Origin of the sequence: Mycobacterium attenuatum (genome assembly GCF_900566085.1) — a bacterium.
Classification (GTDB): Bacteria; Actinomycetota; Actinomycetes; order Mycobacteriales; family Mycobacteriaceae; genus Mycobacterium; species Mycobacterium attenuatum.
The window spans coordinates 17,101-30,499 of the sequence record NZ_UPHT01000148.1 but is presented as its reverse complement, the minus strand read 5'-3'; the positions used below and the strand labels follow the sequence as shown (position 1 = coordinate 30,499).

General features: G+C 65.9%; 11 protein-coding genes and 1 pseudogene. 5 read left to right on the top strand and 7 right to left on the bottom strand.

Annotation, left to right across the window (positions count from 1 at the left end; all coding sequences use genetic code 11):
• The first annotated feature begins 1,182 nt into the window (after nt 1-1,182).
• Nucleotides 1,183-2,733, top strand: coding sequence for an Ig-like domain-containing protein (locus EET13_RS23380; protein ID WP_122444494.1), 1,551 nt, complete (start codon nt 1,183-1,185; stop codon nt 2,731-2,733).
• A gap of 94 nt (nt 2,734-2,827) precedes the next feature.
• Here EET13_RS23380 and EET13_RS23375 read toward each other — a convergent pair whose 3' ends face one another.
• Entirely contained in the window at nt 2,828-3,949 is a 1,122-nt protein-coding gene (locus tag EET13_RS23375; protein ID WP_122444493.1) for a citrate synthase 2, read from the bottom strand.
• An 855-nt stretch (nt 3,950-4,804) separates the two neighbouring features.
• Between EET13_RS23375 and EET13_RS23365 the strand changes: the two genes are divergently transcribed.
• A complete protein-coding gene (locus EET13_RS23365) occupies nt 4,805-6,100 on the top strand; it encodes a citrate synthase (protein ID WP_036405182.1) in 1,296 nt (431 codons plus the stop codon).
• Nucleotides 6,101-6,170: 70 nt separating this feature from the next.
• On the opposite strand, the gene EET13_RS23360 is transcribed toward EET13_RS23365, so the two are convergent.
• Nucleotides 6,171-7,721, bottom strand: a complete 1,551-nt coding sequence (locus EET13_RS23360; RefSeq protein ID WP_122444492.1) for a phytoene desaturase family protein — start codon at nt 7,719-7,721, stop codon at nt 6,171-6,173.
• 41 nt (nt 7,722-7,762) lie between these two features.
• Entirely contained in the window at nt 7,763-8,026 is a 264-nt protein-coding gene (locus tag EET13_RS23355) for a DUF2630 family protein (protein WP_122444491.1), read from the bottom strand.
• Between the two features lie 104 nt (nt 8,027-8,130).
• On the opposite strand from EET13_RS23355, the gene arfA reads away from it, so the two are divergent.
• The 3 genes from arfA to arfC are packed head-to-tail and all read left to right on the top strand — an operon-like array spanning nt 8,131 to nt 9,878.
• Entirely contained in the window at nt 8,131-9,129 is a 999-nt protein-coding gene (gene arfA / locus EET13_RS23350) for a channel-forming protein ArfA/OmpATb (RefSeq protein ID WP_122444490.1), read from the top strand.
• 12 nt (nt 9,130-9,141) lie between these two features.
• Nucleotides 9,142-9,297, top strand: coding sequence for a channel accessory protein ArfB (arfB, locus tag EET13_RS30575; protein WP_168990870.1), 156 nt, complete (start codon nt 9,142-9,144; stop codon nt 9,295-9,297).
• Complete coding sequence (gene arfC / locus EET13_RS23345) at nt 9,294-9,878, top strand: channel accessory protein ArfC, sunset domain variant (protein ID WP_122444489.1); 585 nt, start codon at nt 9,294-9,296, stop codon at nt 9,876-9,878. Before arfB ends, arfC begins: the two co-directional genes overlap by 4 nt.
• Before the next feature lie 13 nt (nt 9,879-9,891).
• Here arfC and prrB read toward each other — a convergent pair whose 3' ends face one another.
• The 4 genes and pseudogenes from prrB to EET13_RS32630 all read right to left on the bottom strand — a co-directional run.
• Nucleotides 9,892-11,232, bottom strand: a complete 1,341-nt coding sequence (gene prrB, locus EET13_RS23340) for a two-component system sensor histidine kinase PrrB (RefSeq protein WP_122444488.1) — start codon at nt 11,230-11,232, stop codon at nt 9,892-9,894.
• Nucleotides 11,233-11,943: a two-component system response regulator PrrA gene (gene prrA, locus EET13_RS23335; RefSeq protein ID WP_023367425.1), complete on the bottom strand. Its 711-nt coding sequence runs from the start codon at nt 11,941-11,943 to the stop codon at nt 11,233-11,235.
• A gap of 65 nt (nt 11,944-12,008) precedes the next feature.
• Complete coding sequence (locus EET13_RS31900) at nt 12,009-12,809, bottom strand: MFS transporter (protein ID WP_244604073.1); 801 nt, start codon at nt 12,807-12,809, stop codon at nt 12,009-12,011.
• 121 nt (nt 12,810-12,930) lie between these two features.
• Nucleotides 12,931-13,170, bottom strand: a pseudogene (locus EET13_RS32630) (MFS transporter); the annotation flags it as partial.
• Nucleotides 13,171-13,399: the final 229 nt, after the last annotated feature.

Here is a 13,399-nt window from a genome sequence, read left to right as displayed (position 1 = left end):
CGCGCCTGCTCGAGCAGCTGAACCGCGGCGACGACGTCGAGGAGCGCCGCGGTTGTCGCCTCGATGACCATCGTCGGGCGGACAAGCATCCGAACCGGTACCCGCTTGTTGGGATGCGGGTACTGTTGAATGCGAATACTTTTGGTTTCAGGATGAGCACTATCGGGTCTCGACACGGGTGCCTTTCGGTTTCGACACGAATGCTTCTTCATCACGATGTCGGCCCAACGACACCACGAGCCTTGCCGTGGTTGCCGATCGCCGGCCCTACGGCGTCTTTGTGAGCGACCAGCCGGCTGGCGGCCGATGGTCGACGCAAGAGTTGCGCCGGCGGCGGGTGGCCACCACGAATCGCCCAACCAAAGCCATGTGTTCGCAGTGTTGCCGGCGACAACGGAAACTGGCGCTCAACAACCGCATCCAAGCTGTTTGATAGCGGTGAAACCGAGTATGCTACAACTTATCTCAGTTCACTTCGAGATCGCGAAGCCGCTGACAGCCGGTCACGCGATCGGTGGGGGCTGGCGATAACTATTTTCTTTGCACGGCTGGTGCGTTGTTGATTCTGCACGACATTCGTTGTTACACATAACATTTTAATGACATGGAGTCATTGATGTCACCATCGCGGCTGAGCGCCGGGCTGGTGAGTGGCAGGTTGGCCTGCACGGTGAATTCGCGCTGTCGATACACCGCGTAATTCCTTTGCATTTCAATGCGTTTAGTTGAATGTGCGTCAGCGTTTTGGTGACCTTCTAGAGGGTCATCCGAGGAGCGGTGACGCGGTCTGGGCGCTGGCGATCACCGGCCGGGCGGTTGCGCAGGTACTGCCATGCGAGGTGCCGCGTACGCGCCCGGGTTCGGATGGTGGTCTTGCCTACACTCGGAAACTCATTGAAAACGCTGGCGGGATACGCCGGGGGCGATTAGATCAGCTAACCCAAAGTCGGATATTGACAATGGCTCTCACAGCGCGGCAAACTTCGCTCGGCATTCGCGCCTTGGGTCAAATACTCCCGACGCCGGGTGCGCAACGCTAGACCTGATTACCTCAGTCCTGGACGAGACGGCCGGCCCTGCATTTACTGAATGTGACGCTAACGCAAGCGATGACAAGTACCCGAATTATCCAGTGACAGTTTAACAATCAGCGGATCACGAGTGGATGCGCAAGGAGAAGTCATGGGCCATGTCAGGCGTATCGGCGGTGTAGGGGCGATCACGGCCGTGCTGCTGGCTGTGACCGCGCCGGCCAGTCCCATGGTCGGCTATGCCGCGCCAACGGATCCGGGTTCCGCGAGCGGCGAGTGGGCAGAGGTGCCGTCGCCGCCAGCGGGGTCGAACACCGCGGTGGCCGCGGTCCCGGGTGCGGCGGCCGCGGTGCCGGGTGGGGCGGCTGCGGTGCCGGGTGCGGTGTCTGAGATGCCGGGTGCGGCGGCTGCTGTCCCGGGTGCGGCCCTGCCCGGCGCCGTCGCGCAACCGGTCGACCCCGCCAGCATTCCCGACGACGTGGTCAACGCGGTGATCGATTTCCTGGCCGCGATCCGCAACGGGGTCGTGCCCGTCATCTTCAACCGCACCCCGGTGGCCACCCCGCAGCAAGTCAGCATTCCGGTGAACGGCAGCACGGGTCCCGTCCCGTTCACGGCCTTCGATCCCGATGGCAACAGAATGACCTTCAAGGTCAACCCGCGTAGTACTCCCGGCGGACCGCAGCACGGTGTTGTCAACGTCAACCAACAAACTGCCAGCTTCGTCTACACGGCAGATCCGGGTTTCGTCGGCAACGACACCTTCACCGTCGCCGTCAGTGACGACACCAGCCTGCATGTGCACGGTCTGGCGGGATATTTGGGTCCGTTCCATGGGCACGACGACGTCGCCACCGTGACCGTATTCGTGGGTGGCATCCCCACCACGACGATCACCGGCGGCTTCAGCATGCTGACCTACAACATCGCCGGGCTGCCGTTTCCGCTGTCCAGTGCAGTTCTGCCGCGCTTTCTGTACACCAAACAGATTGGGCAGCGGCTCAATTCGTACTACGTCGCCAACGTCCAGGAGGACTTCGCCTACCACGATTTCCTGGTCAAGAAATCCAATATGCCTAGCCAGACACCGCCCAGCCCGCCCACGCTGCTCTGGCCTGTCGGGGTGCCTTTCTCCGACGGACTCAATACGCTCGCCCAGTTCAAGGTGAAACGGCTCGACCGGCAGACCTGGTGGCAGTGCAATGCCGACAACTGCCTCACCGCCAAAGGATTCAGTTACAGCCAGCTGCAGCTTCCGGGCGGTGAAACGATCGACCTCTACAACCTGCATACCAATACCGGAGGAGGCGTGTTGACGAACGCCAACCTCGATCAGATCACGACCTACATCCAGCAGAACTCCGCCGGCCGTGCCGTCATCGTCACGGGCGACTTCAACGCCCTGTATTCCGACGACCAAAGTGCGCTTCTGCAATTCGCCTCGAACAACTCGCTGACCGATGCGTGGGTCCAGGTGCAGGGCGGTCCCACCAGCCCGCCCTTCGCGCCCACGTGCATGGTCGGTAACGAGTGCGAGTTGCTGGACAAAATCTTCTACCGAAGCGGTCAGGGAGTGACGCTGACGGCGATGGCCTACAGCAACGAGGCGCCAAAGTTCTTCAACTCCAACGGTCAGCCGTTGTCGGATCACAGCCCGCCCATGGTGACCTTTCAGTACACCGCGGACAATGTGGGTCCCTAGGCGTCAATCCGCCGCCGGCCAGCTAGGACCGGCAGCTGTAACCCGGGGAGGGCCGCGCGCCTAAGGGCGTTGTTCGCTCGAATCAGGCCTCGAATCAGGCGCTAGTGAGCACCTGGTCCCACCCTGCGACGGATTCCGGACTCCGCGGACCAGGCCCGACATAGATGGCCGACGGCCGGACCAGCTTGCCGAGGCGCTTCTGCTCCAGGATGTGCGCACACCAGCCCGCGGTACGTCCGCAGGTGAACATCGCCGGCATCATGTTGGCCGGCACCCGAGCGAAGTCCAGGATGACGGCGGCCCAGAACTCGACGTTGGTCTCGATCGCCCGGTCCGGCCGGCGTTCCCGCAGCTCGTCCAGCGCGGCCTGCTCCAGCGCCATGGCAACTTCATGACGCGGCGCGCCCAACCGCTGGGCCGTTGCTCGCAGCACCCGCGCCCGCGGGTCCTCGGCGCGGTAGACCCGGTGCCCGAAGCCCATCAGCTTGTCGCCACGATCCAAGATCTTCTTGACCAGGCCACGTGCATCGCCGCTGCGCTCGACTTCTTCGAGCATGGGCAGGACCCGGGCCGGTGCCCCGCCGTGCAGCGGTCCACTCATTGCGCCGATCGCCCCGGACAGCGCTGCTGCGACATCTGCACCGGTGGAGGCGATCACGCGTGCGGTGAACGTCGAGGCGTTCATGCCGTGCTCTGCGGCCGACACCCAGTAGGCGTCGATGGCTTCTACATGTCTGGGGTCCGGCTCGCCTTGCCATCTGGTCATGAAACGCGCTGTGACCGTGGAGCATTCGTCGATGACTCGTTGCGGCACAGCCGGCTGGTAAATGCCGCGCGCGGATTGCGCGACATAGGACAGTGCCATCACCGATGCCCGCGCCAGCTGTTCGCGGGCGGTGCGATCGTCGATATCGAGCAATGGCGCGTATCCCCAGATGGGGGCCAGCATTGCCAGTCCCGCCTGGACATCGACCCGCACGTCGCCGGTGTGGATGGGCAACGGGAACGGCTCCGCGGGTGGCAGACCGTGGCCGAATTCGCCGTCCACCAGTAGCGCCCACACGTCGCCGAAGGTGACCCGTTGACTCACCAGATCTTCGATATCGACACCCCGATAGCGCAAGGCGCCACCGTCCTTATCCGGTTCGGCAATTTCAGTGGTGAAGGCCACCACGCCGTCAAGACCAGGGACAAAATCTTCCGGGACCACAGTCATAGGCAAAATTCTCGCACCCCACTTCCCGGCGGACGCTACCGGCTGGTAGCAACGCCCGTTGCTTCGGCGCGATCACAGGCGATCTACCTGGGATGTCTGCGCAGTATGGGTCTGTCGGACAGGGACGGAAGTCTCGACCTCGATGCCGATACGATGCTGAATGCGCCGGAGTCGTCGAGCCAATGCGATGGTCGTGGCCACCCTTGCGGCGGGTCGGCCGGTCAGCCGATCGGTGCAGCGCAACGGTGTAGACGTGACGGGGATCACCTTTTCACGAGCTGCGACTCGACCAAGGGGTTGTTACGGCGTTGCTGCTGCGGTGGTGAAATTCTGGCATGGCCGAGAAGGCTTGCTGTACAACAAGATCCGCGTCACCGGCGGTCGTGTCAAGCGTCCACAGCCCTAATGGGAGTCGATGGGCACGCTACCGCGCCGCGCCCCGGCGAGATCGCTCGACGGCGGGCAGTGGCGAGACTGTGGGGGGGCGAACAGTTCCCATATCAAGCCGCCGTCATCCGAAGGTGCTCCGAGTGTGCTCCGACTGTGCAATTGTGGCTTTGAATGTGAGCTCACGGTGGCACCAAGGGCCTCGGGCTCGCCCGGAGCGCACGCTCGACGCCATGGGTGCACGCTCGACGCCGCCACCGCACGCTCGACGCCGCCACCGCACGCTCGACGCCATGGGCCCACACTCGACGCCGCAGCAGCATCCCGGGGCATGCCCTCAGTGACCTGACAAGCACCGCAAGACCAGCAGATTCGACCCCGGGCAGGCGCACCGTCGTGTCAACGACTACCTTCACCTATACGCACCACATGGAGCAGCCATATCAGCCAGAGCGCAAAGGGGTTCTCGTGGCCGACACCGACGACACCGCAACACTGAAGTACCCGGGGGGCGAGATCGACCTGCAGGTCGTCCATGCCACCGAAGGTGCGGACGGTATTGCGCTCGGTCCGCTGCTCGCTAAGACGGGACACACGACATTTGACGTCGGCTTCGTCAACACCGCCGCCTGCAAGAGCTCCATTACCTACATTGATGGAGACGCGGGCATTCTGCGTTACCGCGGCTACCCGATTGACCAGCTGGCGGAGAAGTCGACCTTCATCGAGGTTTCCTACCTGCTCATCTACGGAGAATTGCCCACCCCGGACCAGCTTGCCGAGTTCACCGGGCGCATCCAACGGCACACCATGCTGCACGAGGACCTCAAGCGGTTCTTCGACGGCTTCCCGCGCAACGCCCATCCCATGCCGGTGTTGTCCAGCGTGGTCAACGCGCTCTCGGCGTACTACCAGGATGCGCTGGACCCGATGGACAGCCGGCAGGTCGAGCTGTCGACGATTCGCTTGCTGGCCAAACTCCCGACCATCGCGGCATACGCCTACAAGAAGTCTGTCGGCCAGCCGTTCCTTTACCCGGACAACTCGCTGACGCTGGTGGAGAACTTCCTGCGGATGACCTTCGGCTTCCCCGCCGAGCCCTACCAGGCCGACCCCGAGGTGGTGCGCGCGCTGGACATGCTGTTCATCTTGCACGCCGACCACGAGCAGAACTGTTCGACATCGACGGTGCGGCTGGTGGGCTCGTCGCGCGCCAACTTGTTTACCTCGATTTCCGGCGGGATCAACGCATTGTGGGGCCCGCTGCACGGCGGCGCCAACCAAGCGGTGCTGGAAATGCTCGAGCAGATTCGCGAGAGCGGCGACGACGTGGGTGAATTCGTCCGCAAGGTAAAGAACCGCGAAGCCGGCGTCAAACTGATGGGCTTCGGCCACCGCGTCTACAAGAACTACGACCCCCGCGCGCGAATTGTCAAGGAACAAGCCGACAAGATCCTGTCCAAGCTCGGCGGCGACGACTCACTGCTGGGCATCGCCAAAGAACTTGAAGAGGCCGCGCTGACCGACGACTACTTCATCGAGCGCAAGCTCTACCCGAACGTCGACTTCTACACCGGCCTGATTTATCGCGCCCTCGGATTTCCGACCCGGATGTTCACCGTGCTGTTCGCGCTGGGCCGGCTGCCTGGGTGGATCGCGCACTGGCGCGAGATGCACGATGAGGGCGACAGCAAGATCGGCCGTCCGCGCCAGATCTACACCGGTTACACCGAACGCGATTACGTCGCGATCGACGGGCGCTAGCCCATAGGGCGAACAGCCGCAAAAGCACCCATTTCGGCTCGAAATAGGGTGCTTTTGCGGCTGCTCGCGGTTAGAGGCTGGCCAGCACCGCCATCGCGGCATTGTGCCCGCCGATGCCCGATACCGCTCCGCCTCGGCGGGCTCCCGAACCGCACAGCATGATCCGTTCGTGGTCGGTGGCCACCCCCCATTGCCGGGCCGGGGTGTCGAGCGGCTCGTCGTCCTCGGCGAACGGCCACGACAGGGCGCCGTGGAAGATGTTGCCCCCGGTCATGAGCAGGGTCCGCTGCAGGTCCGCGGTGGTCGTGGTCTCGATGCACGGCCGGCCACCTGCGTCGGACAACAAGACGTCTTGAATAGGTTCGGCCAGAACCGAATTCAGCGAGTCCAGCACCGAACGCGTCAGCTGAGCCCGGACCCCGTCCGAACACAGCGAGTGCGGAGTCTGCAAGCCGAACACCGTCATGGTGTGCGCTCCCGCCTCTCTCAACCGGTCCGACAGGATGCTGGAGTCGGTCAGCGAATGGCAGTACGCCTCGCACGGCAACGGCTCCGGCAACCGGCCGGCGGCTGCGCGGGCATACGCGGTGTCTAGCTGGGTCCAGGTTTCGTTGACATGCAAGGTCCCGGCAAACGCTTGCTCCGGTGCGACGCGGGCGTCGCGCAACCGGGGTAGTCGGCGCACCACCATGTTGACCTTGACCTGTGCACCCGGCGTCAGTCTGGGCTCCGGCTCGCCGAGGAGGTTGGCGAGCACCGCCGGCGTGACGCCGGCCAGCACGAAGCGGCCCCGGGCCGTATGCTCGTCGCCGCCCGCGCGGTAGCGCACCTCCCCGGTCGGTTCAAGCGCGAAAACCTCTGCGCCAGTGACTATTCCAGCACCATTTCTGGTGGCCGCCGCGGCCAGGGCCGAAGTCACCGAGCCCATGCCGCCGACCGGGACGTCCCAGTCGCCGGTACCCCCACCCAGCACGTGGTACAGGAAGCAGATGTTCTGCGTCAGCGACGGGTCGTCCAGCCGGGCGAAGGTGCCGATCAGCGCGTCGGTCGCGATCACCCCGCGGACCAGGTCGTCAGCCACCGCCCCGGTAATGGCGTGTCCGATCGGCTCGTCGATCATGGCCCGCCAAGCCGTCGCCGCGGCGCGGCCGGAGTGTTCCACGACCCGGCGGCGCAACTGCTCGCGGGTACGCAGCGGTTCGGTCAGCGTCGGCCACAGCCGTTCGGTCACCAGCCGGCACCGGCGGTAGAAGGCCGCGAAGCCGCGTTCGTCAGCCGCGGCGCCGATCGCCGCGAACGTGCCCGCGCCGTTCGGCTCGACGAGCAGACCGGACCGCCCCGCGGTCGCCGGGTCAGGGGTATACGACGAAAACGGTCGACGGGCCAACCGCACGGCGGCGCCCAGATCGTCGACAATTCGCGACGGCAGCAGGCTGACCAGGTACGAATAGCGCGATAGCCGGACGTCGACGCCATCGAAGGCCTGCGCCGACACCGCGGCCCCACCGACGTGCGGCAGCCGCTCGAGCAAGCGCACCGCAAGCCCCGCTCGGGCCAGGTAAGCGGCCGCGACCAGGCCGTTGTGACCGCCGCCGATGACGATGACATCGTATTCCTGCATGGTGGTGTCGACAGGCAGCCCGGATCGATGCTAGCTGAGTGCTAGCTGAGGTAGCACTCGACTTGGCCGCCGGGGCGCACCTTGGCTTCGCGCGGGTCACCACCGGTTTCCCGCAGTGCCCGTCGCTGCCGCAACAGGTCCCAGCATTGGTCGAGTTCGATTTCGATGCGGCGCAGTTGCTGATGCTCGTCGGACTCGGCGACGTCGCCGTGCTGCAGCCGCGTACGCAGCGTCTTCTCCTCAGCGACCAGGTCGCGGATATGCGCCAGGGTCTCGCTGTCCGTTGGTTTCCTCCCGTTGGCCATTGCTCCAGTGTGCCTGACATTGACGGTTTCGCCGCTGCACAGTCGGTAGGCTGCATATCGCCTGAGGGCGGTACGACAACTTTTCAACGACGAGAGGCAGGGCAATGGCGGGTACCCAGCCGGTCTCAGACGCGGCGCCCGCACCCGCCCACAAGCGCAGACTCCACCGGCATCCGCTCGGCGCCGCCTGGGTGATCGCGCTGGTGGTTATCCCGTTGCTGATAGCGGCAATCGGATACGGCGCATTCGAGCGACCCACGTCCGTCACCGCCCCGACCGGTGAGCTGCCCACCCTGACGACCGCCAGCAGCACGCCCAGCGTTTCCGACGCGTCCTGGTCGCTGCTCTCAATTAGCCGCAGCGGCAACACTATTACACTTATCGGCGACTTTCCCGACGATAATGCCAAGGCGGCGCTGCTGGCGGCGCTCAAGGGTGTGCTGACTCCGGGTGTCACCGTCATCGACCAAATTCGTATCGATCCCCTGGTGCGCGCCCTCGACTTCTCAAGCGCAGAACCGGTTTTCACCGCCAGCGCGGCTATTCCGGACTTCAGCGTCAAAGTCGAGAGGGACACCGTGACGCTGTCGGGAACCGCTGCGTCGCCTGACCAGAAAGATGCGGTGCAACGCGCGGCCAAGACCGCCTGGCCCGGAGCCAATGTCGTGAACAAGATCGAGGTCAGGCCACCGCCGCCGACGCCTGGGGCCGCTCCGCCGCCCGGCTCCGGCGCACCCGGACCGTGTGCCGATCTGCCGGCGGCCATCAATGCCTTGACGGGCGGGGCTATTGCCTTCAAGGACGACGGGGTCAGCCTGACCCCCGCCGACAATCAGGCTCTGACTCAGGTCGCCGCCAGGCTCAAAGCCTGTCCGGACGCACGCGTAGCCGTCAACGGATACTCCGACAACAGCGGCGGCGAGGGCATCAACTTTCCGTTGAGCGTGCAGCGAGCCACTACCGTCGCCGACTTCCTGGCTGCCCAAGGTTTTGCCCGCGATCACATCACCGCCAAGGGCTTCGGTTCGGCCAATCCCATAGCCGGCAACGACACACCCGAGGGTCGCGCCAAGAATCGCCGCGTCGAAATCGTGGTCAGCTAAGGAGAATCGAGCGTGGCTTTCGTGATCCAGTGGTTGTACTACCTGGCTGCCTTCGTGGCTGGTTCGGCTCTGGCCTGGGTGATCGCCACCGCCTTGATCAGGCCCGGCGGCCAGGACCACCAAGACCCGGCCGAAGTCCACGAGCATGAGACCGGGGCAGCGCCGTGACGGGCCATCTGCACTGGTGGCTGGTGGGCCTGTCCTTCGCCCTCGGCCTGCTATTGACCTTCATGATGATGGTGGGGCCGGTCAAAAGCCAACAACCGCAACATAAGCCGCGCACTTTGCCGCGGCAGCAGGCGACGCAGGCCACTGTCGCCGGGACGCGGCCGAAGAAGTCCGGCGCGGGCAAAGGCGCACCGGCGACGAAGGTCCCGGCCGCCAAGAAGGTGCCGCGATCCGACACCGCCGATGCGGAAAAGACTGCAACGCAAGAGATCACAGCCGGGAAAGTCCCTGCGGCGCCGCCTGTTGGAGAATCTTCGGCCGAGCAGACCGCGGTCACCAGGGAAGCTGCGCCGCAAACCCCGACGCGGTTTGCCCCTTACGGCCCGGGCTCCGCGCGGGCCGACGCCGACGGCAGCGGACCGCCGGGATGGCTGGTCAAGGGCCGAACGGATACCAGGCTCTATTACACCCCGGAGGATCCCGACTACGACGCGACCGCGGCCCAGGTCTGGTTCCAGGACGAGGGCGCCGCGGCACGAGCGTTTTTCACGCCATGGCGCAAGAGCGCCCGACGCGAGTGAAACCGGCGCTCGGTTAGCTCGGGCCGGGCAGCTTGAGCAGTAGCCGCGCGCCGCCGAGTGGGCTGTCGTGCAGCGACGCGGTCCCGCCGTGCAGCTGGGCCTGCTGCGCCACCAGTGCCAGTCCCAGTCCCGACCCCGAATGCGAAGCCGTCGATCCTCGGGAGAACCGTTCGAACACCACCTGGCGTTCTTCTTCGGGTATGCCGCTGCCGTTGTCGTCGATGGCGATCTCGACGCCGGCGCGCGAACTGACCGCCGATAGCTGCACGCGGGTGGCGCCGCCGTGCTTGACGGCGTTGGCGATGGCGTTGTCCACGGCCAGGCGCAACCCGGCCGGCAACCCGACGATGATGCAGGTCGGCGACGGCACCAGGGAGACGTCGAGGTCCGGGTAGATGCGCATCGCGTCATGGGCGGCGCGGTCGAGCAGCTCGGTGATGTCGACCGGCACGTGGTCGTCCGAGGTCGACAGTTCGCCCTGGGCCAGCCGCTCGAGCGCGGACAGGGTGGCTTCGATGCGCGACTGGGTGCGGATCACATCGTTGAGCACTTCTTTGCGTTGGTCGTCGGGCAGGTCCAGGGTGGACAGCACCTCGAGATTGGTCCGCATCGCGGTCAACGGGGTGCGCAACTCGTGTGAGGACACCGCGGCGAAGTCGCGAGCCGACGCCAGCGCCTCTTTGGTGCGGTTTTGCTCGTTCCAAATGCGCTGCAGCATGCCCCGCATCGCTTCGGCGATCTCGATGGCCTCGCTGGCGCCGTGCACTTCGACCCGCGGCGCCTCATCCCCGGCGTCGATCGACCGCGTTTGTTCGGCCAGCTGCTTGAACGGCCGCACCGCGAACACGGCCAGCAGCCACGCGAACACTGCCGCGGCACCGATGGCGAACCCGCAGATCAACAGCACCCGGCGGTGCAGATTGTTGGTCTCGGCGATGGTGGCGTCATAGGTCGCGCCCACCGCTACCGACGTCGGCTCGGGGCCGGGGATCTCGACCGTGCGCACCCGGTAGCGCACGCCGCCGATATAGGTGTCGGCGTAGTCCTTTTGCAGTTTGGGCAAGGTGATGTCGGAATTCGACTTGACCACATCACCACGGCGGACGGTGATGAGGGCGTCACGGTCGTTGGGGGAGCGCGGAATCTCGTCGAGACCGCGCGGCACGAACGGGATCGCGAATCCCGCCGCCTCATCCAGGCGGCGGTCCAGCCGCTCTTTGCGGTCGTTGGTGATGCCCACCCAGACCACCGTGCCGACGATGAGCACCGGAATCGCGGCGCCGATCGCTGTCGCGACCACCACCCGCGTCCGCAATGAAGGGGTACGGGCAAAGATCCGCGACAGGATGTTCACTCACTGCATCCTGAGCACGAAGCCGACCCCGCGCACGGTGTGCAGCAGCCGGGGACCGCCGTTGGCCTCAAGCTTGCGCCGCAGGTACCCGATGAACACGTCGACCACGTTGGTGTCGGCGGCGAAGTCATAGCCCCACACCAGCTCCAGCAACTGTGCGCGGGACAGCACCGCGGTCTTGTGCTCGGCCAGGACCGCCAGCAGGTCGAACTCGCGCTTGGTCAGGTCGACGTCGACGCCGTTGACCCGGGCGCGCCGGCCGGGGATGTCCACCTCCAGCGGGCCCACCGTGATGGTTTCCGACGAAGACGTCGCGGTAGAGCCGCGCCGGCGCAGCAGCGCCTTCACCCGCGCCACCAGCTCGGCCAGCACGAACGGCTTGACCAGGTAATCGTCGGCCCCGGCCTCCAAGCCGGCGACCCGGTCATCGACCGAACTGCGTGCCGACAGCACGCACACCGGCACGTCGTTGTCCATGGCTCGCAGCGCCGTAACCACGCTGACGCCGTCCAGCACGGGCATGTTGATGTCGAGCACGATCGCGTCCGGGCGCGTCTCGGTCGCACTGCGCAGAGCCTCGGCGCCGTCGACGGCGGTCGAGACCTCGAACCCGGACAGCCGCAGGCCGCGTTCCAAAGAGGCCAGGACATCGGAATCGTCGTCGACCACCAAGACCCGAGGTGAGCTCACACCAGTCTCCATGCCGCTCATTTTGCCTGATTGTCACCCGCGGCGGTGGGACGCCACCCGCCGGGTCGCCTGCTGGCGACGGCGGTTCAACGCATCTCGACGACCACCGGAGCGTCGGCGGCGGTGCCCCCGACGCGGCGCAGCAGCCCCTTGGACCCGATCCAGATGACCAGCGATCCCAGCGATAGCCCGCCCAGCATTGCGAACGCCGCCGGAAACCCGAAGTCCTCGGCGACAACTCCGCCCAGCAGCGGGCTGAGCGCACCCCCGAGTCCCTGGGCCGCCATGATGACGCCCTGGCCGACGTTGACGTGGCCGGTGCCGTCGAGTATCCGGGCTACCAGCCCCGGCACCGCCACCGAGAGCATGCCCGCCCCGATGCCGTCGAGCATCTGCACCGGTATTACTCCCCAGCTGGTGATGACGCCCGCGGCCAGCAGACCGCGGATCGGCAAAGCGGTGAAGGCGATCACGATGGCCAGCCAGTAGCCGCGCCTCTGCGCGATCCGCATCGCGGCCAGCGACGCGACGATCATGACCGCCTGCGCGACGACGACCGTGCTGGCCACCGTGGTGAACGGGTTGGCGTGGGTGGCCACCACAGCCAGCCCGTACAGCGGCAGCATCGCCGCGTTTCCCAGGTGAAACAGCGCCAGGGCGGCAGCCAGCGCCAGCAGCGGCCGAGATTCCAGCAGCACGCGGATCCGCTTGACCGGGGCCTGATCCGACTCATGGGCCGCACCGCGGGCGACGTGATGGTCGATGCGAGCGGCGGGGATCACCAGCACCGCCACCACCGTGGCGACGGCGAATCCTGCCGCCAGCCAGAACACGCCGGCATAGCCGAAAAGCAGCCCCAGCAGCCCGGATCCGGCGGCGCCGACCATTCTGCCGGCATGGTTGAAAGCCTGGTTTCGGCCGTTCTGGCTGACGAACCCCCCCCTGCCCGACCAGGCCGAGCGTGATCCCGATCACCGCGGGGGCGATCGTCGCTCCCGAAATGCACATCACCGACTGCGCCCCGGCGACAACCCAGAAATTCCGCGAGGTCAGGATCACCGCCGAGGCTGCAACAGCGGCCAAGCCGACCACGATGACGCAGGCGCGTTTGCGCCTGGTGGCATCCACCAAGGCCCCGGCCGGGGCCACCGTGAACATCCCGACGATCGCGCCTAACGTGATCACCGCGCCGATGGCGCTCGTACTCCAGCCGCGGCCGGCCAGCAACACGCCCAGGAAAGGGCCCATGCCGGCTTCCATATCGGCCATGAAGAAGTTCACCGCGCGCAGCGCAGCGCGATCGCGAACAGCAAGCCTGGGCGCCGGCATGTTCCAGGTAGGCACTCCCTGATTGTTGCCGAGGCCCGCCGGCTCGGCGCAAGTCGATGCGGTACCGGCAAGGCGTACACCTGGCCCGGGACGCGCCGTACTCAGCGGATTGACGCGCTGCCCGCACCGCCGCAGGCACTCGACCGGG